Consider the following 24,089-nt stretch of genomic DNA (forward strand, 5'->3'; position numbering starts at 1 on the left):
TCAGTCGTCAGTCGTCAGTCGTCAGTCGTCAGTCGTCAGTCGTCAGTCGTCAGTCGTCAGTCGTCAGTCGTCAGTCGTCAGTCGTCAGTCGTCAAAGCGTTCCCAACAAGAGGGCACCGCATCAACTACTGAGAACTGATGACCGATTACTCATGACTGAAAACTGATGACTGAAAACTGTATATCGGCGGCCGCACATCACCGTGTGCGTTCTCACCAAATGTTTAGCAAGCCTTCACGCTCTGTTCACGTTGACGAGGCACAGTTAGCCGCAGAGAACAAGTCAGGAGTTCCGAGCGCACGAACAACCCGGGAACAAAACCACCATTCCCAACGTCGTAATAGGTGAAATTCTCACGAATCTCAGGTAACGTACCGGGAACAAAGCTCGAACTGCCAACGTTGACAGAGGTTCGAGGACGGAGGTCAGCATGACAGACACATTGAAAGGCGCAAGACTGAAGGGCGGAATTCGTCCCTCCCGCAAGTACGGAGAGAACCGGGTTTGCGCACACAAGGATTGCCGCACGCGCCTCTCCATGTACAACCGGCGTGAGTACTGCTTCGCCCATGCTCCCGTCAGGTTCCCGAGAGTACGAGGACGCGTCGTCCCCGAGAGCACCTGAATCCCCTCCCATCACGGCGCCATCCCCCTCTACACAGGCGCCGATTCGAGGCCCCGGAAGTCCCCTCCTCCGGGGCCTCCCCTTTTGCCATAGAGTCCCCACCCCACCCCGGGTGGGGTATGCTAGAGTGGTGTCATGAAGGAAGAACACAAGCGCAACGCGCTCAACCGGCTCAAGACGATCAGAGGGCATCTCGACGGCGTCATCGCAATGGTCGAGGGAGACCGATACTGCCCGGACGTGATGAAACAGGTCTCCGCTCTCCAGGCATCTCTGGAACGGGTGAACAGGATCGTGCTCCAGAATCATCTCGAGACCTGCGTCGCCGACGCCGTACGGGAGAACCGAGCCGCAGAGATCGTCGATGAACTGATGGAAACGATGAAGTACACGGCTGCGGTCACCGGACCGGCGCCCCAACTCGACCTGGACATCCAATGACCACCACGACCTTGAACATTCCCGAGATTTCCTGCGGCCACTGCAAGATGTCGATCGAAGGCGCCGTCGCCAGCCTCCCAGGAGCCGAAAGCGTAGAAGTGGACATCGAATCGCGCACTGTCGACATCACATGGGATGACGCGACGCTGACCCTCGACACGATCGTGGGGGCCATCGAGACTCAGGGCTACACCGTCGATGGGCACTGACACCGACACCCCCGTCTTCGGTCCGGACCAGATCACCTTTGATGTCGAGGGCATGACCTGCGCTTCGTGCGCTCTCCGCATCGAGCGTATCTTGTCCAAGCAGGAAGGCGTCGCGGCGGCAGCCGTGAACTACGCCGGTCAAGAGGCAAGAGTCGCTGCTGCACGAGACGTCGACGTTGCAGCGCTCATCCAGGCGGTCGAGAAGATCGGATATGAGATCTCCGAGAAGACCCCCGAGATGGAACGCGTCGACATCGTCGAGCGTTACAGCGATGAGGAGCGATACCAGCGGCGCAACTTCATCGGGGCGATGATCTTCACAGTTCCCGTCATCCTCCTCGCATGGCTCGTCCCGGAATCGAAAACCAACGGTCTCCTGCAATGGGGACTCACCTCGGTGGTCGAGTTCGTCTTCGGCTGGCAGTTTCACCGCGTCGCGGCCAAACGGCTCCGTGGTTTCGACGCGAACATGGACACGCTGGTCTCGGTTGGAACACTCGCCGCATGGGGATACTCGGTCTGGGCATTCTTCGCGGGTGAGCCTCTCTTCTTCGACACGGCCGGCATCATCATCTCCCTGATCCTGCTCGGCCGCTTCTTCGAGGCTCGGTCCAAAGGACGCGCTTCCTCTGCGATCGGCAAACTGCTGGAACTTGGGGCGAAGCAGGCCAGGGTGATGAGGAACGGCGTGGAGACACTGATCCCGGTTGAAGACGTCGCCGCCGAGGACCTGATGGTCGTCAAGCCCGGGGAAAAGATTCCGACCGATGGGGTGGTCACCGATGGCCGGTCTTCCGTCGATGAAAGCATGCTCACCGGCGAGTCGGTTCCTGTGGACAAGGCTCCGGGAGCGAACGTGTTCGGAGCAACGATCAACCAGCAGGGGAACCTGATCGTGCGCGCCACTCACGTCGGCGCCGACACGGCCCTGTCGCGGATCGTCGCGCTGGTGGAGGACGCACAAGCTTCCAAGGCTCCCGTCCAGAAGCTCGCAGACAAGATTGCCGGCGTGTTCGTCCCGATCGTCATGGGCATCGCGCTGCTCACCGGCGTCGGGTGGCTCCTCGCCGGCGGTGGAATCTCGAAAGCAGTGATCACGGGCGTCGCCGTCCTCGTCGTCGCCTGCCCGTGTGCGCTGGGTCTCGCTACTCCCACCGCCATCATGGTGGGCTCCGGAAAGGGCGCTCAGCTCGGAGTGGTCTTCAAGGGCGCGGAGGTCTTCGAGCGATCCAAGAACGTAGACATGGTGATGTTCGACAAGACCGGAACTCTCACGCACGGGCTCATGGAGTTGACCGACGTCATCACGACCGAGGACGAGGAGACCTTCCTACGACTTGCCGGATCCATCGAGGCCGCGTCTGAGCATCCCATCGCCAGAGCGGTCGCTCTTGGTGCCGAAGAGCGGGAGGTCACGCTCGAACGGCCGGCAGATTTCGTGAATCACGCCGGGCGGGGTGTCCAGGGAACCGTAGACGGCCAAGATGTCGTCGTTGGTCGCCAGGCCCTGTTCACAGACCTCGGCATCGGCATCGATGCTTCTCTGATCGCGAAGGCTGCCGATCTCGAACAGGACGCAAGAACCGTCTTCTTCGTTGCTTGGGACGGTCTGACGCGCGGAGCGATCGCAGTCGCCGACACCGTGAGGCCCACCGCTGAAGACACGATCCGGAACCTCAAGCAGATGGGTGCCCGGGTGGCAATGATCACCGGCGACAACCGGACGACCGCCGCCGCCATCGGCCGTTCGCTCGGCATCGACGACGTCGTCGCCGAGGTCATGCCCGGCGACAAGGCCGCCCACGTCGAACACTTCCAGTCGCAAGGCATGACTGTCGCATTTGTCGGCGACGGCATCAATGACGCCCCCGCACTCACGCAGGCAGACCTGGGGATGGCCGTCGGAACAGGGACCGACATAGCAATCGAAGCGGGTGACGTGATCTTGATGTCCGGCGACCCGGCACTTGCCGGCACCGCGATGAAACTGGCTCGGGCAACGTTCCGCACGATCAAGCAAAACCTCTTCTGGGCATTCATCTACAACACTGCCATGATCCCCCTGGCAGCAGCCGGCATCATCAGCCCGGTTCTCGCTGCGGCGGCGATGGCTTCATCGAGTGTCTCGGTGGTCGCCAACTCGTTGCGACTTCGCCGCTTCCAGCCCTGAGGCTTCTCGCCTCTACCGGCAACATCATTCGTGGCCGGCTGAGACGGGCAGCAGTCTGTCCGCTACTGTGACAGCAGACAGAGGGAGCACTCATGACTTATCCGGAAGGATTCGAGGCACCGAGCCGCCCACCGGCAACACAACCCCCGGGCACATTCCGCGTCCAGGATGCAGCCAAACCGCTCTTCCAAGCGAAAGGCTGGATGAAACTCCTCGCCGTACTGTCGATCGGTGGTGGAGCACTCTATGCCCTCACGATCGTCGGCATCATCGTTGCATGGCTTCCCATTTGGATCGGTGTCCTCTTGTGGCAATCCGCGGGAGCCGCCGAGGATGCTCACACAACGGGAAACCCCGATCGCTTCCTCGTGTCGCAGACGAAGCTCAAGACCCTCTTCACCGTCTACGGAGTCGTCGCCCTCGTCGGGCTGATCGTGGGCATCATCGCGCTCATCGTTTTGGGTGGAGCGATTATTGCCGCCGTTCGGCAGAACTTCCCCGCCTGACGACGGAGACGACAAACCTGATGCCGCCACCGGCTGCATCAGGGTCCTGAGTACACGGTTTCGTACGCGCCACACGGCCAGGTGCCTGGGCAACACCACGCGCCGAGGTCCGGCCTTGCCGGACCTCATGGGACGAACGGATGGCGCGAAGGCCGCCGAGCCGCTATTTCTTCTTGTGCCGATTGGCCTTGCGACGCTTGCGGTACTTGTGCTTTGACATCTTCTTGCGCCGCTTCTTGATCAGCGAACCCATGCAAACCTCTGAGCGTTGAGGGCAATAGCATGCACGGTCCGGCGCCTGAGCGCAAGCCGGAGCCTGTCAGCCCGACTCCCTCACCCCGTCAACCGCCACCTCCGGTGTCAGCACGACACCGTCGTTTCCCAGTTCGGCCCGCATCGCGGCGACAACGGCCGAGCGCTTCTCGGCAACGGTGAGCGCCAGAACAGAAGGACCGGCACCACTCCAGCACGCGTGCAGCGCTCCGGAGCGTCGGGCCGCGCCGATCAGCCGCTCCGCTCGGAGATTGAGGCGAGCGCGCGGCAACTCGTGAAGCTCATCCCCGGCCGCGGTGGAAAGTACCCCGGCGTTGCCTGTTCGTAATCCCTCGATGAGCGCAACGATCCTCTGCAGGCTCCTTACGACCAGATTGCGATCGATCGTGTCCGGCAATTGCTTCCTTGCCTTCCGTGTCGGCAAGGTCTCTTCAGGGACTGCAATCACCAGCCTGATGCTCTCGTGCAATGCGAGTCGCAGCACGGTGCCCTTCGTTGTGACCGATACCAGACCTCCGTAGACCGAAGCAGCGGCATTGTCAGAATGTCCGTCGATCTCCGCCGCCACTTCAAACACGTCCGACGGTACCGGGATGTGCCCAACCGCACGCCACGCCGCCGCAGCGCCCGCTGCGGCCGCAGCTGCAGAGGAACCCAGCCCCCGGCCGATCGGAATCTCGTTCCACACCATCAGCGCAAGAGGTGATCGATCCCCGACGGCAAGCCGCGCCGCTGCAAGCACGGCATCGCCATGTTCGGGCCGAAGGGCATCGCCATGCTCGGGCCGGTGGACGCCAACATGCCTGATTTCCCACGCATCGGCCGGCATCGCCTTGACTCGACAGCGAAGTTCCAGCGCCAGAGCGAGGGTGTCGAATCCGGGGCCCAGATTCCCCGATGATCCCGGAGCCGTGGCCTCAGGCATGGATCGGCTCCACGAAGATATCTCCTGCCTCCGGAAGAACACCCCGGATGGCCGTCTCGATCCGTCTCGTTGCAGCCTCCACCTGCTCTCCACTGAGATCATCGCGCATGTGGACCTCGATGTTCACGAGCACCTCTTCTGGCCCCATGTGCATCGTGAGCAGCCTGCCGATGCCCTCGACTTCCTCGATCGACAACACCGCCGCCCTGACGGCGGAACGATCCGAACGGTCTGCGGCCTCGCCGACCAGCAGCTCTTTCGTCTCTGAAGCGAGCAGCACGGCAACGACGCCGAGGAGAACACCAATGACGATCGATGCGAGCCCGTCCCACATCGTCGAACCCGTGATCTGCGTCAGCGCCAGACCGGCCCCGGCGACGAGCAGCCCGACGATGGCGGCACTGTCCTCCAGCAAGACGACCAACACGGCACTGTCTTTGGTGCCGCGCAACGAACGCCAAACACCTCGACTCCCCCGCTCGTCGTTGAAATGTCTCAGTGCCACTCGAAATGTCAGCGATTCGATCACGACAGCGACACCAAGCACGATGAAGTTCGAGACGAAGTCGGTCACTTCGTGGGGATGCAGCAACGCCTGAACACCGCGCTGAACCGCCAAAACGCCGCCGCCGACGAACAGCATGACCGCCACCATGAAGCTCCAGAAGTACACCTCTTTGCCGCGCCCAAACGGATGTTCCACGGAGCGACCCCGATGCGACACCGCCAGACCTCGCAGCAACAGCAACTGGTTCCCTGTGTCCGCTACCGAATGGAACGCTTCTGCAAGCATGCCCGCACTCCCGGTGAAGAGTGCGGCGACGAACTTCGCGACGGCGATGGCACTGTTGCCCACAAGCGCGGCGATGACCGCGGACCGGGAACCTTTGCTCGACATGGGCCGCATTGTACGGGTGCCGGCTGGAGCACGTAGAACTCCGCGCGACTTCTCATCGTCGTCACCAGGCTCCTAACGTGTCATCCATCATGTCGGGACTGATCAGCCTCAATGGGACGATCGCGCTGCTGGTGCTCGCGATTGGGCTGGCTATGGTCTTCGGAAACGCGTTTACGCTCGTGAGGGGCAGCAAGGACGCGGGACCAGCGGGTCAGGAGGGTGGCTTGTGCGCAGGCCGAGCCTGGTTTCTGCTCGTTGCCGGAATGGTCATCACCGTCTGGGCCGTGGCCAGTCTCATAGGGTAAGCTTGCGGCCTTCGCGGGTGTAGTTCAGTGGTAGAACACGAGCTTCCCAAGCTTGCAACGGGGGTTCGATTCCCCTCACCCGCTCTCCGTACAGACCGACGTGCCCGAATATGGACTCTTCAGCAAGGCAACGCTCGACGTAGTCTGGCTCCGTGCAGTCAACCAGACTCACACTTGCGCTCATGCTGTTGGTTGCAGCCTCGTGTTCAGGGGGCCCGGCCATCGACGCCTGCACCTCGCCTCCGCCGAGTGAACTCGCGGCGGTTTCTGCGATCCAAGTGAACCTCGAACCGAACCCAGTTGTGGCAGGAACACGAGCGAAGCTCTCCATGGACCCCGATGGCGACTTCGCCGGCGAATTCGTCGGGATCGGCGCAGAATTCCAGTGTTGGGACGGAGCGGACTGGAAACCGCTCTTCCTCCTCACGCGTGACAAGCCTGGTTTGTCCCCCAGCACCGTTCCGATAGCGCCGGGCCAAACCACGGTTCTTCCCGCGATCGGTATTCCCTTGCCCGACTCCTCGGAGATCCTCATCCCCGATGTGCCCTCCGGCATCTACCGGATCGAGGATCACATCGAGACTTCCACGGTCACCGGCTTCGTCATCGTGTATGTCGCCGCTGCGAACTGAGGCCTCCGGCGTGGCTCGTGGTGCCGACTGAGCGTGCTCGGGATACGCTCACAGCCCAGACAACCTCGTCATCAATGGTCCTGTCCCCAGAGGACACACCGGTAACGAAGCCCAAGGAGCACACTGTCGTCTGCTCCAGAGTCGGCAGGCCGATCGGTCCTCCTAGTACCCTGCCGTTCGTCTCATGCAACGAGCCCTTCTCGCCCTCCTGCTGTTCGCAGCGGCCTGCACACCACCGGGTCCCGTGTGGGTACCGACGACCACGACGATCCCACCGATCACGACGACGAGTAGCACACTGCCCCCCGGGCCTGGACTCTGCGGTACGCCGCTGCTCACCGACGAACGGATCCCCGACGTTCAGATCGCAGATGAACTGATTGCACGGTTCATCGCCGATCGTTCCCGTGGCCTCGGAGCGGAAAACTGCCTCACCGCTGCGGCTGCACAGGCTTTTGCCGACTCATCGTTTCCTTCGTGCCTATACGCGTGCTCCGATATTGCACAGCTCGAACTCCCCGAAACTCCGGACATCCGCCCTGCCGGTGAGACCAATCTCGGGCCGCTCCGTTCGGTATTCATCGACTACCAGATCGAAGACAGAATCCATCGACGAATGCAGGAGATCTACGAGGTCCATACGGTGCGCGGCCCGGGAGACAGGCGGCAGGTTCTGATCGATGGCGTCATGATCGAGCCCGAGTCGATGGTCACAGAGATCGATGCCCGCCGGGTCATCGATGATCTCCTCGCGGCCCTTGCCGACGGCGCGTGGGATGTCGCTGGAAGCCTCCTCGTCGACCACGGAACCTCCGCCGCCATCGAGGCCCGGTTCCCCGACCTCTGGACGACCCCGTGGAACGAACTCCTGGCCCCGTTCTGTGAAGCGGCCCTGTGCGGCGCTCCCTACGAGATCCTCGGCGGCACAACCCTGGACACCCAGAGCCGGACGTTTGCCGTGGAGTTCGACTCGGACGAAGGACCTGTCGTAGTCGAGATTCCGGTCGTAGCGTTCGAGAGCGGACTGACGGTAGGAGACCTGCCTCCCGACGGCAGCTCCAGACGCCACATGGCCTCCGTGCAAGACCAGCTCTTCCCCGATGGACCACCGACACATCTCGCTCTTGTCCGATACAACGCTCTACAGTTCGGCGGATCGTATTCCGGATGGTACGGGTGGCCGAGCGCCCGAAATGCTCCGGATGCGCTGACCGTTGCCGGACGGATTCTCTTCACCGGTTTCGGTGGTGTTCGTCTCGCCACCTATGAGTCCGGTGCCGTCGAGGTGCAGAAGGTCATCGCTGCGGACCCGTGGCGTCTCGCGGGCGTCGCCATGATCGACAATGCTCCCACCGCCCTGCTGACCGATGATCGGCGACTCGTCGCCTACGATCTCGCTGCCAACGAGGTACGGACCCTGGTGGATCTCGACGACAGCGAAGCGTCGATCGGTTGCGCCACGGTCGGTGGCAACCAGGTCCTCGTCACATCGATAGTCGGCAACTCGGCATCCTATGACCTCTTCGATCTCACCGACCTCGCCCCCCTGGCACACCTGGAACCCCAGAAGGCCGCAGGGTGCGGAATCCTGTCCCCCGATGGCTCGACGTTCGCCTACACCGCAGACGTTTCATTGCACAACCCCCAGACCATCGTGCTGACATCCACTCTCGACGGAACCGAGATCGATCGGTGGTCGGTGCTCGCCGATGCGGTGCTCGCCTCCCCGGCGTTCACGACGTCACTCGCATTCGACGGCCGATACGCTGCTGCCCCCCTCGCCATTCCGCCCCTCTACGCACCCTACGTCGAGAGCCAAGATCTGGGTCGACGGTTCATTGTCGATACGCAAACCGGCGATCAGTGGACTGTGGACACCGGAGTCCACGTGCTCTTCCCGCCGGGGTAGAAACGCCGGCGCCTCATCGACGGCTGGGGCACAGTCAGCCCCCGATCTCTGAGCCCTGGGCTCCTGGGTACCCCAGGGGTACTCCTGAGCCCTGGGTTCGGGGCAATGGCCGTGCCGTACCCGCCAATCCTGGTGCCTGGACGCCCGCTCTCATCTACCATCCCCCCAGGAGGCAACCGTGATCTTCTCAGACAGGACCATCAAAGAGGCCGTGGCATCGGGGCGTATCGTCGTCGACCCCTTCGACGAGTCCTTCGTACAACCATCGAGCGTGGATCTGCGAGTCGACCGGTTCTTCAGAGTCTTCGAGAACCACCGATACGCCCAGATCGATCCGAAGCAGTCGCAGGAAGATCTGACCACTCTCGTGGAGACCGGTGTCGACGAACCGTTCATGTTGCACCCTGGCGAGTTCGTCCTCGGATCCACTTTGGAGCGGGTTCGTCTCGCCGATGACGTCGTCGCACGACTCGAGGGCAAGTCGAGTCTCGGACGGCTCGGTCTCCTGATCCATTCGACGGCCGGGTTCGTGGATCCCGGTTTCGACGGGTACCTGACGCTCGAACTCTCCAACGTCGCGAAGCTGCCGATCGCGATCTATCCAGGTATGAGGATCGGACAGATCTCCTTCTACGAGTTGACCACACCCGCTGACCGACCCTACGGCACGGCGGGCAGCAAGTACCAGGGGCAGCGAGGACCGACGCCGAGCAGAATCCATCAGGACTTCGCGTAGGGCTCAGCCGTTGGGCCGCTCCAACGCCCGCCGATCAGCATCACTGATCTCGGCGGCGTGCGCCAGGCGGACCGGAGTGATCGACACGAAGCCTCGTGCGACGGCTTCCACATCGGTCCCCGAGAGATCACCACGCATCCGGAGGCCGGTGGAGAAGTCGTGGACGAACACGCCTGGTTCCCGCTCCCGGAAGATGCTGTCGTAGCCGAGCTTGGCGAGGTCGGTGATCAAGCGCGGTGAGTCGACTGCCGTGTCGACCGCGAAATTCACATTGAGCAGGTCGACACCTTTCGGGTACCCGTTGCGCATGGCGTCACGCACGACGCCAACGCTGATCTGGGCAGCGCGAGGCCACAGCTCGGCGTCCTCACCCGCCCATACTCGTTTTGCCCATGAGCGATGGTCACTCGTCACTCCGGTGGAGAAAGCGAACGCCGGGATCCCGGCAATCCACCCTTCGGCCGCCGCTCCGGCCGTGCCGCTGGAGAGAAAGAACGCCAGGCTGTCGTTCAAACCGATGTTGATACCGGACACGACCATGTCCGGTCGCGTCCCGAACAGTGAATGCACTCCAAGCTGGGTACAGTCGGCGGGAAACCCGTCCGCTACCGCAACTTCGATCCCTTCGAGAACCGTTCGCCGCACCCGGATCTCTCCGAACCTCGTGATCGCCTTACCGATCCAGCTCCGCTCACGATCGGGCACAACCACCTTGACGTCTGCGATCTCCTGCAGCGCATGAGCAAACGGCAGCAGGGCCGGCGAGTCGGCGCCATCATCATTGGTCAACAGGAGATACCCCACGAGGCAGCCAGACTACCCCATATGCATATGGAGGCCCCCCGAGTTCGGGGGGCCTCCGTTGTCCTCGGTGAGTTGGAGGAAGGGGGTACTCCGTCTGCTGCTCGACCATCGAGGACACTGTCGTCCTCTGGTATCGGTCGATCCTGTCCAGATCTTGAGTGCAACGCGAAGCACCCTCAGCCGGGAGGGAGGTAGCTGAGGGTGCCACGGTCACTCTGAGGTCCACCCGAGTTCCCTCGGCGGACCTCATAAGTTTATCACGGTCCACTTATCGAGCAAAGACAGCACCGCCCCCAGCCACTTATCACCAGCAACGTACCGATGAGAAGTCGAGTGGCGTTCTCCTCCTCACCTCTGATAGAGTTTGGTTATGCTCAACCCGAGAGAACTCCAAATCTTCCTGGCCGCGGCGGAAACCGAGAACTTCTCCGAAGCTGCCCGAAGGCTCAACATCTCACAACCTGCGATCTCCATGCAGATTCGGTCTTTGGAGAAGAAACTCGACGTCCCTCTGTTCACCCGCACGGGGAGGCAGGTCACGCTGACGGACCCCGGCCGGGTACTCATCCCGATGGCCCGCGACGTCATCGACCGCACCATCCACCTCGAGGAGGCGATGGCCTCGTTGCAGGGGGAAGTCGTCGGAATACTCAAGCTCGGATGCAGCACGGCTGCGGGAAAGTATGTCATCCCGAAGCTCCTTGCCGGGTTCCACAAGCGGTTCCCGAGAGTGGGTCTCGTTTGTGACGTGACCGGTCGTCACATGGCGCTCCAGAAACTTCGCGAAGGTGACGTTCAGCTCGCGATGACGAGCCTTCGGGAACCCTATAAAGGTATCGAATACCGGCCGTTCCTGACCGATCGGATCGTGCTGATCGTCCCACCGGATCATCCCTGGGCAGCCCTCGACCGTCCCCTCAAGCCGAAGGAGCTGTTTACAGGGCAGTTCATCCTTCGAGAGTCCATGTCGGGGACTCGCTCCGCTGTGGTCGAAGGACTCTCCTGGCACGACATGACCCTCGACGACCTCGACAAGGTGATGGTGCTTGGGAACTCGGAAGCCATCTGTGGGGCGGTGCAGGAGAAGATCGGGGTCGCGTTCGTTTCGATGTCCGTTGCCTGCGAAGCCACGAAGGCCGGAACGGTCGTCCCCATCCAGATCGAAGACATGGATCTCATGACGACGCTCTTCATGGCCCGTGACACCGACCGGCCTGCGACCCGAGCGCAGGCGGCCTATTGGGAGTTTGCGTTCTCGCCTGAGAACGAGCACATCCGGCGTCAGCCAAGTCTTCCACCGGACACGTTCTGTTGACGGCACGGTGATGACCCGTCCTCGTGTGACAGCGTCCGTCACGATGGCGGTTGTGGCGGCCGCGTGGGGAACGATTCCGCTGATCGTCCGGACTGTCTCGTTGCCCGCGGAGCAGCTCGCGGCATTGCGGCTCTGGCTCGGTGCCATCACCGTGCTCATCGTCCTCGGCATCCGGGGTGAGCTCACCCTTCGGCGTGCCGACCCGTTCGGCCGCATCATCGCGATCGGGGTCATTCTGGCCATTCACTGGGCCGCATTTTTCTGGTCGATCAAGACAACGACGGTGGCGGTGGCCCTCGTGCTGGTCTATCTCGGCCCCATCGCGATGGCAACCCTGGCTCGAGTGGTTCTGGGCGAGCAACTCAGACCCCGATCGATCATCGCTCTCGCAGCCGCACTGGTTGGCGTGATCCTGGTGGCGCGCCCGGGTGCCGGTGTCACGGTCGAAGGCGTGATCGCCGGCCTCATCGCCGCGGTCACCTTCGCAGCCATGGTCCTCATCGGGAAGCCGGCAGCCCAGCAGGTCGGAGGGCTGAAACTGGCGGGTCTACAGATGAGCGTCGCCGCTCTTGTCATGACACCCTGGGCAGCGTCTTCGATCCCCGAGATCCCGACATACTGGTGGCAGATCGTATTGCTCGGGGTCGTTCTGACGGGCGTCGGGTTGATGATCTACTGGTCGCTCGTGGCGACCCTGCCTGTCGCGAGTATCGCGATCCTCTCCTACCTGGAACCCGCTTCGGCAGTCGTGTGGGCGGCGCTGTTTCTCGCCGAACCGGGAGACACGTGGTCATGGATCGGCGTCGCGCTCGTCGTCGGCGCCGGCATTACTGCGGGAACAGCGCGCTCGGACCCGGCCTGACGGCCGGGTCCCTCATGTTGCTCCCTCATCCGGCCAGCTCGACCTCCCTCCCGGTGGCGCTCCATCGGGTAATCGGCCCGCTGCCCGTCTTGTACCAGCCGCGTCCCGCGAGATGCGCGACACCCACGCCACGAGCTCGAAGCTTCGCCTTCCCTTCAGCCTGTAGCAGGAAGTGGGTACCTTCCACGGCGAGGTAGCCGCGGAAATCTTCGAGAGTCAGCTCCCTGCCGACGAACTCGGCGGCGGCCGCCATCCCGCCGTTGCGATACGTGTCCTCGCTGATGATCTTGACCTTCATGTCGCCCGCGATGTCACTGATCATCACATCGCCGTCGATGAAGAAATGCGCCTGGCCGCCCATGTCAAACCGGACTTCCCCAGCGCCTCTCGCCCAGAGCCGTCCTCGGCCCGAGACGAAGGCTTCACCGCTCCCATCGGCCTCTTCGGCGAAGGCGGGGACTGCCAGCACGGCGCCGACGAGGGCGACGACCAGCAGCAGGATCGTGAGTTTCCGCAAACGCATCTGCAACCTCCTTGGTTCTGCGTCTGCTCTCACGATGCGCTTGCGACGTAAGCAGCCTGTGAGTGAATCTCGAAGACTCTGCAAGAAACAATGGCCATACCGCCGGTAGCCTGGCGCCCATGGCAGTCATCCCGTTCTACGGAACCGACCGTTCCGGGCTCTTCGCCATCGAACGAGCGGCGATGGACAGGCAAGGGCTGGTCATCAACGCCCTCGATCGGCTTCTGCCAGACGGTGTAGTCGCCGACATCGGCGCGGGTGACGGGTTCACTGCCGAACGGCTGACAACACCACGCCGGTGGGTCGTCGCCCTCGAGCCTGCCGCCGCCATGATTCGACCAGATCGGATCCTTCCATGGGTGCAGGCTGATGCCGAACATCTCCCGTTCGGGCCTGCAATCCTCGACGGCGCGTATGCGACGTGGGCGTACTTCTTCTCCCGAGGATGGGATCCTGCGCCAGGGCTCGAGGAGCTGAGACGTGCCATCAGATCCCAAGGAACGATCGCGATCGTCGACAACCTGGGTGGTGACGAGTTCACGGCGTTGAGCGACCGCGACATCACCGCCGACGTCGACTTCTGGACGGCGAGAGGTTTCGAGTTCGAGATCATTGAGACCGCGTTCGTTTTCGAGAGCCTCCATGATGCCCAAGCGCTGCTCGGGTTCTACTTCGGGGATCGTGGCCGCGACGGTGCTCGACTGCGCGTGGGCTTCAGGGCAGGCATCTTCGTCGCTCATCCCACCTAGTGCTCTTCTCGTCAATGCTGGCATCACATAGCGAGGCCAGCATTGACGAGAAAGGGTTCAGCCTCTTCGGAAAATCCCTGCCGCGCCCATGCCTCCACCGATGCACATGCTCACGATGCCGTATTCCACATCGCGTCGTTTCATCTCATGGAGCAATGTCGCGGTCAGCTTGGCCCCGGTGCAACCGAGTGGATGTCCAAGGGCGATCGCGCCACCATTCACGTTCACCTTCTCCGGGTCGATGCCGAGCTTCCGAATGCAGTACACCGCCTGGCTGGCGAAGGCCTCGTTGAGTTCAATCAGGCCGATGTCGTCCAGCGTCAGCCCAGCAGCGTCGAGCGCTTTGGGAATGGCCAGGGACGGGCCAATTCCCATGATCGCCGGATCGACCCCGGCCACCTGGAAAGTGACGAGCTCGCCGAGAGGCTCGAACCCGAGTTCCTCTGCCTTCTCGCGAGTCATCAACAACTCGAGTGCCGCACCGTCGGACATCTGCGACGAGTTTCCCGCCGTCGATGTGCCGTTCACTTTGAAGGCGGGCCGGAGCTTCGCCAGTCCCTCGAGCGTGCTCTCACGGGGTCCATCATCGGTATCGAAGACGAACGACTCACCACCGAGACGCACCTGGACAGGGAGAATCTCGTCGGCATACCTGCCAGCCTTCTGCGCGGCGAGAGCTCGCCGGTGTGACTCGAGGGCGAACCGATCCTGCTCTTCGCGGCTGACGTCGAACCGTTCAGCGACGTTCTCACTCGTCATCCCCATCGATTCGTACGCTGTGGGCATGTGCTCGGCAAGCCACGGATTGGGTGCAGGCTTGTTCCCACCCATCGGCACCATCGTCATCGACTCGGTGCCCCCTGTCAGCACGATGTCCGAAAAACCCGCGACGATATGCGCCGCGCCGGTCGCCAGCGTCTGTAGACCGGAACTGCAGAACCGATTCATCGTCATGGCAGGAACCTCGACCGGCAGGCCGGCACGAAGTGCCGCGATACGGCCGACGTTCATTCCCTGCTCTCCCTCGGGCATCGCACAGCCGATGATCACATCACCGATGGCGGCCGGATCCAGCTCAGGAACCCGTTCGACGAACCCCTGCATCAAGAGTCCGAGCAGATCATCGGGGCGAGTCTCCCGAAGGCTGCCCTTATAGGCTTTTCCCACCGCCGTACGGTAGGCGTGGGTAACGACGACTCCAGTACTCATATGTCTTTGCTCTCCTAATTCCGCAGCGGTTTTCCGGTGGCCAGCATGTGTTGAATCCGTTCGAGCGTCTTTTCTTCGTGGCAGAGTTCGACGAATACTTCACGTTCGAGATCGAGGAAATCCTGCTCACTCCGCTCGGTTCCCTGAGCGACATCCCCACCGCAGATCACGTACGCGAGCCTCTTGGCCAGGTGCTCGTCGTACTCACTGATGTAGCCGCCGCCGCGCATCGTGTGTGCCGCGATCCCGATGGCGGCAATGCCGTCCCTCCCGGGAACGGTGACGGTGCGTTGCCTTGGCGGCGAATAGCCGGTTTCCACCAATGCCAGAACGTCTTTCTTGGCGGAGGCGAGCAGGGTGTCGGAGTTCAGGTGCACTTTGTCGGTCGGACGCAGGTACCCAAGGTCGCGCGCCTCCTCGGCACTGGTGGAGACGGTGGCCATCCCGATCGTCTTGAAGATCTTCTCCATGAACGGGAACATGTTGGTGTCCACTCCGACCGGCACGCTCCCGTAGTAGCGGAACGCCATCTCCTTGCATCCACCGCCCGCGGGGATGAGTCCCACTCCTAGTTCCACGAGACCCATGTACGTCTCGGCGAACGCTCGCACGGCGTCGCTGTGCATGACGGCTTCGCATCCGCCGCCGAGTGTCAGTCCTCTCGGAGCGGCCACGACGGGACCCTCACAGTACTTCATCTTCATATAGGCGTTCTGGATGCCCCGGACGGCACCTTCGAGTTCGTCCCACATGTTCGACATGGCCAGCATGCCGACCAGGCCAATGTTCGCTCCGACAGAGAAGTTGGCGGCTTCGTTGCCTACCACGAGGCCGACGAGTCTGCCTTCGTTCACCCAATCACACGCCTTGTCCATCATCTCGATGATCTGCGCGTCGATCGAGTTCATCTTCGTGTGAAATTCGAGCAGGCCGACGCCGTCTCCCATGTCGAAGAGCGTGGCCCCTTCGTTGCTGTCGAGCACCGCCAAATCGGCAATGGTGATGATGCCCTCCAACCCTGGAACCGGCAGGTACTCCTCGGTGAAAACGTCCCAGTAGTGCAGAGTGCCGTCGCGACGCACGTACCAGGTTCCATCACCCTTGGCGAGCAACGTTTCGACGACACCGGGAACCGTCATGCCTTCTTCGCGCATACGCCGTACGGACCGTTCGACACCGATCGCATCCCACGTCTCGAACGGACCGAGTTCGTAGTTGAAACCCCACCGCAGGGCCCGGTCCACATTGACGATGTCGTCTGTGATCTCTCCCAGGAGTTGCGCCGAATAGATACAGGTCTCCGCCGTGACCTTCCAGGCGAGATGGCCCGCCTTGTCGTCGAACCAGACCACTTCACGGATCTTGTCCGCCGCAGCCTCGAGCTTCCTGGCTGCACCGATAGAGTCGAACCGAACTTTCGGCTGCTCCTCGTACTCGAGGGTTTCGAAGTTCAGCACAAGGATCTTGCGTTTTCCGTCGGCGTCCCGAGTCTTCTTGTAGAACCCTGCGCCCGTCTTCTCCCCCAGATCGCCTCTTTCAATCAGTTTCTGGAGAACCTCCGGAACGATGAACCGCTCACGCCACGGATCATCGGGCGAAGACTCCGCCACCGTGGTCAGAACATGGGCCATCGTGTCGAGACCGACCACGTCCGCGGTCCGGAACACGCCAGATTTGGGACGCCCTGTAGCCGGCCCGAAGATCTTGTCGGCCTCGGTGACGCCAACACCCATCTTCTCCATCCAGTGGAACACCGACGTCATGCCGAAGGTGCCGATCCGGTTTCCGACGAAGTTCGGAGTGTCCTTTCCGTAGACGATGCCTTTGCCAAGGACGTTCGTTCCGAACTCGGCCATGTCGGCCAGCAATCCGGGATCGGTGTCCTCGCAGGGAACCAGCTCGAGGAGGCGCATGTACCGAACCGGGTTGAAGAAATGGGTCACCAGGAAGTGCTTGCGGAAGTCGTCGCTGCGCCCCTCGACCATCCCCCCTACCGAGAGACCGGAAGTATTGGAGGAGACGATGCTTCCCGGCTTGCGTCGTTCGTCGACCATGGCGAAGATTTTCTGCTTGACATCGAGGCGTTCGACGACCACTTCGACGATCCAGTCCACATCGCCCAGCTTGTCGGCGTCGTCTTCGTAGTTGCAGGGCGTGACGAGCCTCGCAAGGTCCTTGTGATAGAGCAAAGCCGGCTTGGCCTTGAGCATCGACGCGTAGCCGGCGGCGGAGATCCTGTTACGAACCTCACGGTCTTCGAGTGTCAGCCCCTTCTTGGCCTCCTGATCGGTCAGCTCGGCCGGCGCTATGTCAAAGAGGAGTGAGGGGATTCCGGCGTTGGCCAGGTGGGCTGCGATGCCCTGCCCCATAACGCCCGCTCCCAGCACTGCCACCTGGTTGATCCTTGTGCCCATGGATCCTCCTCATGATTTGATGTTGCCCCCCACACTATCGGACCAGGCGGCCCCGGAATCCGTGATGAATCCCGATCGGTCGCTGATCGGTTCGATTCGAGGCCTTGCCCTCGGGAACCCCAGGAGCCCGCTGAGCAACACATGACACGCATCTCAACGACTGTGTAACGCCTCTCTCGCGGCATTCTCCGCCTTTGGCGGCTGACAGCTTTCAGCAACGGTCGCCACGCCCGCCCCGCGGTCTTGCATCGACCTGAAGTTGTGATACGGAATACCTGGTACCAGGTACGGCAAGCGAAGCGAGCCCCCTAGACGACGTCGCGGCCGAGGTCGGCAAAGAGAGTGAACTCCGGAAGGAAGGTCATATCCACCTTGCCGGTTGATCCACTTCGATGTTTGGCGACGATCACCTCTGCGAGGCCCTTCGTTTCCTGTGCCTCCGGATGGTAGTACTCGTGGCGATAGATGAACATGACAAGGTCCGAGTCCTGCTCGATGGCTCCCGATTCGCGAAGGTCCCCGAGGCGGGGACGTTTGTCTTCTCGAGATTCCAGGCCACGGTTCAGCTGCGACACCGCTATTACCGGCACCTCCAACTCGCGAGCCAGGTTCTTCAGTGAACGGCTGATCTCCGCGATCTCTTGTTGCCGGTTCTCACGGTTCGAGCCTTGCATGAGCTGCAGATAGTCGACGATCACCAGGTCGAGACCGTGTCCCCGCTTCAGTCTGCGGGACTTCGCACGGATGTCGGTGACGGTGAGCTGCCCGGAATCGTCGATGTAGACCGGCACCTGGTACATCTTTGACGCCGCGTGGACGACCTTCTGCCACAACTGAGGGCCAAGCTGACCAGTCCGCAACTTCATGGAGTCGACCCGCCCAATCGAGCACAACAGCCGCTGCACGATTTCCTCGCGACTCATCTCGAGAGAGAACAAGGCGACGGTGCCCCCTTCAAGCGCAACATTGGTCGCGATGTTGGCCGCCAAGGCCGACTTACCCATCGCGGGCCTCGCGGCGACGATGACGAGGTTCGCCGGCTGGAGCCCTCCAAGCTTCCTGTCGAGATCGCGAAAGCCTGTCGCCAGACCTGTGAGTTCCGTCCCGCGTGCCTCCATCTCCTCGATCGTCTCGAGCGTGCTGTGCAGCAGCGGGCTCATCGGCATGAGACCGTCCCCGACCCGGCGCTCGGCCACCGCAAACACGGTCTGTTCGGCTCGGTCCAGGATCTCCGTGATCGCGACATCGGTGGCGACGGCAAGATCACCGAGCATGCCCCCTGCGCTGATGAGCCTGCGTCGGAGACCATGTTCTTCGACGATGCCCGCGTAGTACTCGATGTTGGACGCTGTCGGTACGGCGTCCATCACCTCTGACAGATAGCCGGCTCCGCCAATCCGATCCAACTCGCCTTTGCGGTGCAGCGCATCCGAGACCGTGAGCGGGTCGATGGGCTGATTGGCGTTGTAGAGGTCCACGATCACTTCGAAGATGGCCTGGTGCGCCGGGACGTAGAAGTCGTCCGGGTCCAACTTGTCCATCACGAGGTTCGCGGCCTCTGACGAGAGCATGATCGCTCCCAGAACGGACTCTTCTGCCTCTCGGTTGTGTGGGGCGACCCGGAGCCTGCGGCTCGTGCCGCCTGCTGGGGAAGGGGCCATTCGGTCCAGATCGGTCATGTCACCTCTATGCGGGGATCACATCCAGAGAAAGGGGAAACTCGACTTCCGGATGCAGTTTCACCCGAATCTCGTGCAGTCCGATGCTCTTGATCGGCTCGGGGAGATACACGTAGCTCTTATCCAGTTCGATCCCTGTGAATTTCTTCACACCCTCGACGATGTCCGCGGTGGACACAGACCCGAACAGTTTGCCCTCGTCGCCGGCCCGAGCAGCGACCACGACGCGAGTACCCACCAGAGCCTTGGCGATTGCCTCGGCAGCTTCGAACGAACGCCGTTCCGTCTCCCGCCGAGATTTCAGCAACGCCTCCGCATTGCTCAAGGCGCCAGGAGTCGCTTTGACCGCGAGGTTCTTCGGGAGCAGGTAGTTTCGTCCGTACCCTTCGGAAACCTCGACGACGTCGCCCTTCCCGCCAAGGTTGGGAACTTCGGCAATGAGTATGAGCTTCATCGTTTGATATAGGGGAGGAGAGCCATCTCGCGGGCGTTCCGGATGGCGCGAGCCACTTTACGCTGGTGTTGCGTGCAGTTGCCGGTCACCCGCCGGGCCCTGATCTTGGCACGGTCGGACATGTAGTTGCGCAGAAGCGCCACGTCTTTGTAGTCGATGTAGTCGATCTTCTCCTTACAGAAGTAGCAGGGCTTCGGCTTGCGTTGCCGCAGACTGCTCTGCGACTGCCTGCGGCGCTTCGGTTTCGCTCTCTGTGCCATGTGTCCTCTCTAAAACGGGGCCTCATCGGGCCCATAGTCGTTGCGGGCAACGGGAGCCGCAGGCGCCGGACGCGATGATGCCCAGTCGCCACCATCGCGTGCGGTCTTCGTAACCGAGGCGGTCGCCCAACGCAGGGAAGGCCCGATCTCCTCGATACGCAGTTCGACGACCGAGCGCTTCTCCCCTTCCTGGGTTTCCCACTGCCGTTGTTCGAGGCTGCCCGTGATGATCACTCTGGCCCCCTTCTGCAGCGACTCGGCCGCATTCTCGGCCGCTTCACGCCACAGCGTGCCACCGAAGAAGCTCGTCTGCTCCTGCCACTCTCCAGCCTGATCTCTCCAGCGCCGATTCACTGCTACACGAATCTTCGCCATTGCAATACCAGACGGAGTGAAGCGCAGTTCCGGATCCTCTACGAGGTTGCCAATCACCGTCACGGTGTTCGTCGCCATGGTTCTCTCCTTTGCCGCCCGGTCTCCACCGCCCATCCTGTCATGGGGGTGTGACAGGAAACAGTCGATCAGTTCTCGGGTCGAATGATCTTGTGGCGGACAACCAGATCCGCCAGAAGCAGCACTCGGTCGAGATCGTCCACAACATCGGGTTCGGCCTCGAAGTGAAGCACCGAGTAGTACCCCTCGTGCAAGTGATTGATCTCGTACGAAAAGCGACGTTTTCCCCAGAGATCCCGCTCGCCTACGGTCCCTCCGCGACTGCGGAGAAACTCCTCAGTCTGCTCGACGAGCTTCAGGTAGTCGCTCTCGGCCAGCTCAGGCCGATGAATGGTCATCAATTCATAGCTTCGCATTCCACCTCCTTTGGACGTCCGCTCTCGCGGAAGGCCCCGCCAGTCGACGGAGCAGGGTTCGGCGATCTGCCGAGGGAAGCGGTTGGAGTGTAGCCGCACTCGATCACTGCCCGAAAGCCGAACCGCAAGGTGGTTTTCCCAACTTCGCAACATCGCGGGATCACGGCGATGCGCGGTCCGCCTGCTGGACAGCTCCTCTCGCACAGGCCACCCAGGTATCCGGCGGCGCCGCCGGGAATCACCCTCGTGTCCTCTCCATCCAAGACGTTGGCCCCGGTCAGGGAACGAGGACCGACCCCTGACCGACGCCGGCCAGAGCATGCCCCGCCGGTGCTTCCAGAACCCATCGGTACGGACCGGCGGAACCGTAGGTGGGACACGGGTCCTCCGTGCATACGGGCATCGTCGTGACCGTAATGAGCCGACCGAGCGTATCGAAGAACGCAATGTCGAGATCGATCAACGTGTCCTTCATCCAGAACTTCTCCGTCGACGACCCATCGAAGATGAACAACATGCCGTCGATCCCGCCCAGGTCCGAAACGCCGCTCAGCCCCTTGATTCGCTCATCGGGAGTCGAGGCCACGGCCACGATGAGTGGAGTCCCGTCCAGGCTGATCTGTCGGGTCCCGAAGCCGTTCCACGAACCCGTTCGAGGAACGGCTGACGTGGGATCGGGTATCGAACTCACGGTCGTCCCTGCTCCGGACCCGCAACCGGCCACCAGCAGCAGCACCATCCCCGCGACCAGCCGGTTCATGTTCCCAGAAGCTCCGCGGCGGCTTGTTCACTCATGTGGTAGGTCTCGTCGTCGCCGGGGAATCCTGCGGATCGCACGTCGGCAACGTAGCGCTGTAGTGCATCGACTGCGACCTCATACAGATTCGCGTACTGCCGAACGAACTTGGGAAGGTGCCCGGTGCTCAGTCCGAGCACATCGTGGAACACCAGCACTTGCCCATCGGTGTCGATGCCGGCGCCAATCCCTATCGTCGGAACCGGCACTTCCTTGGTGACCAGCTCGGCGAGCAGACCGGGGATCCCTTCGAGCACCATCGAGAACACCCCTGCTTCGGCGAGTGCGACGGCGTCTGTGAGCAGCTCCCTGGCTGCGGAGCTCGCCTTGCCCTGAACTTTGTATCCGCCCATGGCGTGTACCGACTGTGGAGTCAGGCCCAGGTGGCCCATCACCGGGATCTCTGCGTCGAGGATCGCCTTGATGACGGGGATCCGCTTACGTCCCCCTTCGAGTTTCACCGCTTCGGCCCCGCCTTCGCGAACGAAGCGGCCGGCGTTGCGAACAGCATCCTCCGTCGACACGTGATAGCTCATCCACGGCATGTCCCCTATCACGAGCGCGTTCGTGTCCGCTCTGGCAACCGCGGCCGTGTGATGGACCATCACATCGACGTCCACCTTCAGTGTGTTCCCGTATCCCAATACGACGTTGGCAAGAGAGTCTCCCACGAGAATCATGTCGACACCCGCGGCATCGGCGATGCGCGCCCCCGGCGTGTCATAGGCGGTGACCATGGCCAGTTTCTCGCCACCTTTGCGCGATCGAACGAGCGGAACGGTGATCTTGCCTGCCATGAGCGGCTCCTCTTCTCCCCACCGCGACGGGTTGGGGGATCTCTTCGGAATGTCGTGCCCACATATCGGACTCGGCCGCCTCGGTGGGTCGCCCTGACCGGTGGAACACCCAGCCTACCGCCCTATCGAATCCTTGGACGCTACGGTTCCCCCCATGGCCGACCACACCTTCATTCCCGCGCTGAACGTGGACATCCCGGTTGACGGGACGCTCAGCAAGGTCGTGTACAAGAATGACCACATCCGCGTCGTCGTCTTCGGATTCGACGCCGATCAGGAACTCACCGATCACACGGCTTCGATGCCCGCGATCATCCAGGTGATCTCCGGCGAGGTCCGCCTGACCCTCGGAGCGGATATCGTCGAGGCCGGGCAAGGTTCATGGACGTACCTGCCCGCGGGCCTCACCCACGCGGTCTACGCCCTCGAACCGACCGTGCTGCTGCTCACCTTGCTGCACGAGTGATGCTGGTCGAGTCGGCGCTGCTGATCGAAGTTCCCGAAGCCGAGCGCGTGATCGAACACTGGAGAACCCTGTTTGATCCGTCCGCTCTCATCGGCATCCCCGCCCACGTCACCGTCCTGTACCCGTTCCTCCCACCGAATCGTCTCGATGAGGCGACCCTGCGATCGCTCGGTGATCTGTTCCGGAACGTCCATCCGTTCGCGTTCTCTCTCACCGAGGTACGCCGATGGCCGGACATCGTGTATCTCACCACCAAACCCAGTGAGCCGTTCAATGCGCTCACCGAGATGCTCGTGAGACGTTGGCCCGAAGCCAAACCGTATGAAGGCAAGTACGACGACCTCGTTCCCCATGTGACGGTCGCGCGTACCTCCAGTGACGTCGTCGCACGACAGATCGTCGCCGACGTGTCCCCGTATCTCCCGCTCGACTCGGTCGCCCAGACCGTCGCCCTCATGGTCACCGACAGCGTATCGTGGACCGCCCACACCACGTTCTTGCTCGGTGCGTAGGGGTCACGGCTCGGACGCCTCGTCGACACGGAGCAACCGACACCTGACCGTCGGCAGTACCCCCGACTGCGCCTGATCTCACCCCGTCAGCGCCTCGACGACGGATGCGTACATACCCTGCTTGATCGCTCCCAACGTCGTTGGGTCCTTCTTCGCAAGTTCTGCAGCCATCTCAATGGCCGTCGAGAGTACGGCATCCTCGGGTACGGCACATTCGACGATCCCCACATCGGCTGCTTCTGCACCCCCATAGCGGCGTGCCGTCGTCATGGTCGTGTGAGCCACCTGCGGTGAGAGTCGTGCCTGAATCAGCGCCGCCATACCTTCGGTGAACGGAATCTTGATATCCACTTCCGGCATCGACCAGAACCCCCTGTCGGCACGCATCACACGAAAGTCGTGTGCGAGTGACCACATGGCGCCGGCGGCAAAACAGTGCCCATTGATCGCGGCCACCGTGGGACGCGGAAAAGTCAAGGTCCGGGCCAGGAGTTGCTGCGTCGCCATCGCCAGCTCTTGGAAACACATGTCGGCCTTGCCGCTCAACACCCAATCGAGGTCGAGACCGTTCGAATAGAACTTGCCGCTTCCGGTCGTCACCAGTGCCGCAGGTCCGTCGATCTTCTCGACCTGATCGAGAAAGTCATTGATTCGCTCCAAGGACCGGCGGTTGAAGCGATTGTCTCCCTCGTCCATCGTCAGTACGAACACCGTTTCATGGCGGGTCAAGTCAAAGGTCACGGCCCCTCCTCGTTTTGCTGATCACACGTTACCGACTCGCGTCGGTTCGCCATGCGAGCCGTATTTCGT

28 protein-coding genes and 1 tRNA gene are annotated in these 24,089 nt (G+C 62.1%); 14 read left to right on the forward strand and 15 right to left on the reverse strand.

All coding sequences use genetic code 11. The features are described 5' to 3' along the window. Nucleotides 1–761: 761 nt before the first annotated feature. The 4 genes from GWP04_00005 to GWP04_00020 all read left to right on the forward strand — a co-directional run bounded on the left by GWP04_00005 (nucleotide 762) and on the right by GWP04_00020 (nucleotide 3,952). Entirely contained in the window at nucleotides 762–1,067 is a 306-nt protein-coding gene (locus GWP04_00005; GenBank protein NIA23931.1) for a metal-sensing transcriptional repressor, read from the forward strand. Then, nucleotides 1,064–1,276 (forward strand): copper-binding protein, encoded by a 213-nt coding sequence (locus GWP04_00010; protein NIA23932.1) that lies wholly within the window; start codon nucleotides 1,064–1,066, stop codon nucleotides 1,274–1,276. The genes GWP04_00005 and GWP04_00010 overlap by 4 nt, the downstream gene beginning before the upstream one ends. Continuing rightward, nucleotides 1,266–3,446 carry a heavy metal translocating P-type ATPase gene (locus tag GWP04_00015; protein ID NIA23933.1) on the forward strand — a complete coding sequence of 727 codons (2,181 nt, stop codon included), beginning with the start codon at nucleotides 1,266–1,268 and terminating at the stop codon, nucleotides 3,444–3,446. The genes GWP04_00010 and GWP04_00015 overlap by 11 nt, the downstream gene beginning before the upstream one ends. 92 nt (nucleotides 3,447–3,538) lie before the next feature. Beyond that, a complete protein-coding gene (locus tag GWP04_00020; GenBank protein NIA23934.1) occupies nucleotides 3,539–3,952 on the forward strand; it encodes a hypothetical protein in 414 nt (137 codons plus the stop codon). Nucleotides 3,953–4,115: 163 nt separating this feature from the next. Here the strand turns inward: GWP04_00020 and GWP04_00025 are convergent, their stop codons facing one another. The 3 genes from GWP04_00025 to GWP04_00035 form a co-directional block, all read right to left on the reverse strand. Next, entirely contained in the window at nucleotides 4,116–4,205 is a 90-nt protein-coding gene (locus tag GWP04_00025; protein ID NIA23935.1) for an AURKAIP1/COX24 domain-containing protein, read from the reverse strand. Between the two features lie 66 nt (nucleotides 4,206–4,271). After that, a complete protein-coding gene (locus tag GWP04_00030) occupies nucleotides 4,272–5,150 on the reverse strand; it encodes a homoserine kinase (GenBank protein NIA23936.1) in 879 nt (292 codons plus the stop codon). After that, entirely contained in the window at nucleotides 5,143–6,048 is a 906-nt protein-coding gene (locus GWP04_00035; GenBank protein NIA23937.1) for a cation diffusion facilitator family transporter, read from the reverse strand. The genes GWP04_00030 and GWP04_00035 overlap by 8 nt, the downstream gene beginning before the upstream one ends. 89 nt (nucleotides 6,049–6,137) lie before the next feature. On the opposite strand from GWP04_00035, the gene GWP04_00040 reads away from it, so the two are divergent. The 5 genes from GWP04_00040 to GWP04_00060 all read left to right on the forward strand — a co-directional run bounded on the left by GWP04_00040 (nucleotide 6,138) and on the right by GWP04_00060 (nucleotide 9,630). Next, the gene (locus tag GWP04_00040) at nucleotides 6,138–6,353 is read left to right on the forward strand and encodes a hypothetical protein (GenBank protein NIA23938.1); all 216 of its coding nucleotides are present in this window, start codon (nucleotides 6,138–6,140) and stop codon (nucleotides 6,351–6,353) included. 13 nt (nucleotides 6,354–6,366) lie between these two features. Next, nucleotides 6,367–6,437: transfer RNA gene (locus GWP04_00045), tRNA-Gly, on the forward strand. Between the two features lie 68 nt (nucleotides 6,438–6,505). Next, on the forward strand, nucleotides 6,506–6,985 hold the full coding sequence (locus GWP04_00050; GenBank protein ID NIA23939.1) for a hypothetical protein: 480 nt from the start codon (nucleotides 6,506–6,508) through the stop codon (nucleotides 6,983–6,985). Between the two features lie 184 nt (nucleotides 6,986–7,169). Then, on the forward strand, nucleotides 7,170–8,894 hold the full coding sequence (locus GWP04_00055) for a hypothetical protein (protein ID NIA23940.1): 1,725 nt from the start codon (nucleotides 7,170–7,172) through the stop codon (nucleotides 8,892–8,894). A 178-nt stretch (nucleotides 8,895–9,072) separates the two neighbouring features. After that, entirely contained in the window at nucleotides 9,073–9,630 is a 558-nt protein-coding gene (locus GWP04_00060) for a dCTP deaminase (GenBank protein NIA23941.1), read from the forward strand. A 3-nt stretch (nucleotides 9,631–9,633) separates the two neighbouring features. Here the strand turns inward: GWP04_00060 and surE are convergent, their stop codons facing one another. Continuing rightward, nucleotides 9,634–10,434: a 5'/3'-nucleotidase SurE gene (gene surE, locus GWP04_00065; GenBank protein ID NIA23942.1), complete on the reverse strand. Its 801-nt coding sequence runs from the start codon at nucleotides 10,432–10,434 to the stop codon at nucleotides 9,634–9,636. A 370-nt stretch (nucleotides 10,435–10,804) separates the two neighbouring features. Here surE and GWP04_00070 point away from each other — a divergent pair, with 370 nt between their 5' ends. Both GWP04_00070 and GWP04_00075 read left to right on the forward strand, forming a co-directional pair. Continuing rightward, entirely contained in the window at nucleotides 10,805–11,749 is a 945-nt protein-coding gene (locus tag GWP04_00070) for a LysR family transcriptional regulator (protein ID NIA23943.1), read from the forward strand. 43 nt (nucleotides 11,750–11,792) lie between these two features. Continuing rightward, nucleotides 11,793–12,611 (forward strand): EamA family transporter, encoded by an 819-nt coding sequence (locus GWP04_00075; GenBank protein NIA23944.1) that lies wholly within the window; start codon nucleotides 11,793–11,795, stop codon nucleotides 12,609–12,611. 25 nt (nucleotides 12,612–12,636) lie between these two features. On the opposite strand, the gene GWP04_00080 is transcribed toward GWP04_00075, so the two are convergent. Further along, nucleotides 12,637–13,134: a hypothetical protein gene (locus GWP04_00080; protein ID NIA23945.1), complete on the reverse strand. Its 498-nt coding sequence runs from the start codon at nucleotides 13,132–13,134 to the stop codon at nucleotides 12,637–12,639. 119 nt (nucleotides 13,135–13,253) lie between these two features. Here GWP04_00080 and GWP04_00085 point away from each other — a divergent pair, with 119 nt between their 5' ends. Beyond that, the gene (locus tag GWP04_00085) at nucleotides 13,254–13,883 is read left to right on the forward strand and encodes a methyltransferase domain-containing protein (GenBank protein ID NIA23946.1); all 630 of its coding nucleotides are present in this window, start codon (nucleotides 13,254–13,256) and stop codon (nucleotides 13,881–13,883) included. Nucleotides 13,884–13,940: 57 nt separating this feature from the next. Here the strand turns inward: GWP04_00085 and GWP04_00090 are convergent, their stop codons facing one another. The 9 genes from GWP04_00090 to panB form a co-directional block, all read right to left on the reverse strand. After that, on the reverse strand, nucleotides 13,941–15,092 hold the full coding sequence (locus GWP04_00090; protein NIA23947.1) for an acetyl-CoA C-acyltransferase: 1,152 nt from the start codon (nucleotides 15,090–15,092) through the stop codon (nucleotides 13,941–13,943). Nucleotides 15,093–15,106: 14 nt separating this feature from the next. Next, a complete protein-coding gene (locus tag GWP04_00095) occupies nucleotides 15,107–17,506 on the reverse strand; it encodes a 3-hydroxyacyl-CoA dehydrogenase (GenBank protein ID NIA23948.1) in 2,400 nt (799 codons plus the stop codon). A gap of 308 nt (nucleotides 17,507–17,814) precedes the next feature. Then, nucleotides 17,815–19,167 carry a replicative DNA helicase gene (gene dnaB / locus GWP04_00100; protein NIA23949.1) on the reverse strand — a complete coding sequence of 451 codons (1,353 nt, stop codon included), beginning with the start codon at nucleotides 19,165–19,167 and terminating at the stop codon, nucleotides 17,815–17,817. Between the two features lie 25 nt (nucleotides 19,168–19,192). Continuing rightward, nucleotides 19,193–19,639: a 50S ribosomal protein L9 gene (gene rplI, locus GWP04_00105; GenBank protein ID NIA23950.1), complete on the reverse strand. Its 447-nt coding sequence runs from the start codon at nucleotides 19,637–19,639 to the stop codon at nucleotides 19,193–19,195. Continuing rightward, nucleotides 19,636–19,899 carry a 30S ribosomal protein S18 gene (gene rpsR, locus GWP04_00110; protein NIA23951.1) on the reverse strand — a complete coding sequence of 88 codons (264 nt, stop codon included), beginning with the start codon at nucleotides 19,897–19,899 and terminating at the stop codon, nucleotides 19,636–19,638. The genes rplI and rpsR overlap by 4 nt, the downstream gene beginning before the upstream one ends. Before the next feature lie 9 nt (nucleotides 19,900–19,908). Beyond that, nucleotides 19,909–20,352: a single-stranded DNA-binding protein gene (gene ssb / locus GWP04_00115; GenBank protein ID NIA23952.1), complete on the reverse strand. Its 444-nt coding sequence runs from the start codon at nucleotides 20,350–20,352 to the stop codon at nucleotides 19,909–19,911. Between the two features lie 68 nt (nucleotides 20,353–20,420). Continuing rightward, entirely contained in the window at nucleotides 20,421–20,708 is a 288-nt protein-coding gene (gene rpsF / locus GWP04_00120) for a 30S ribosomal protein S6 (protein ID NIA23953.1), read from the reverse strand. Nucleotides 20,709–20,985: 277 nt separating this feature from the next. Next, a complete protein-coding gene (locus GWP04_00125; protein NIA23954.1) occupies nucleotides 20,986–21,468 on the reverse strand; it encodes a DUF192 domain-containing protein in 483 nt (160 codons plus the stop codon). Further along, entirely contained in the window at nucleotides 21,465–22,301 is an 837-nt protein-coding gene (gene panB, locus GWP04_00130; GenBank protein ID NIA23955.1) for a 3-methyl-2-oxobutanoate hydroxymethyltransferase, read from the reverse strand. The genes GWP04_00125 and panB overlap by 4 nt, the downstream gene beginning before the upstream one ends. 154 nt (nucleotides 22,302–22,455) lie before the next feature. Here panB and GWP04_00135 point away from each other — a divergent pair, with 154 nt between their 5' ends. Both GWP04_00135 and GWP04_00140 read left to right on the forward strand, forming a co-directional pair. Beyond that, nucleotides 22,456–22,767: a cupin gene (locus GWP04_00135; protein ID NIA23956.1), complete on the forward strand. Its 312-nt coding sequence runs from the start codon at nucleotides 22,456–22,458 to the stop codon at nucleotides 22,765–22,767. Next, nucleotides 22,764–23,279 (forward strand): 2'-5' RNA ligase family protein, encoded by a 516-nt coding sequence (locus tag GWP04_00140; GenBank protein NIA23957.1) that lies wholly within the window; start codon nucleotides 22,764–22,766, stop codon nucleotides 23,277–23,279. The genes GWP04_00135 and GWP04_00140 overlap by 4 nt, the downstream gene beginning before the upstream one ends. Before the next feature lie 78 nt (nucleotides 23,280–23,357). Here the strand turns inward: GWP04_00140 and GWP04_00145 are convergent, their stop codons facing one another. Further along, nucleotides 23,358–23,975 (reverse strand): enoyl-CoA hydratase/isomerase family protein, encoded by a 618-nt coding sequence (locus GWP04_00145; protein NIA23958.1) that lies wholly within the window; start codon nucleotides 23,973–23,975, stop codon nucleotides 23,358–23,360. Between the last annotated feature and the right edge of the window lie 114 nt (nucleotides 23,976–24,089).

The organism is Gammaproteobacteria bacterium (genome assembly GCA_011682695.1).
In the GTDB taxonomy this organism is placed as follows: domain Bacteria; phylum Actinomycetota; class Acidimicrobiia; order Spongiisociales; family UBA4744; genus BMS3Bbin01.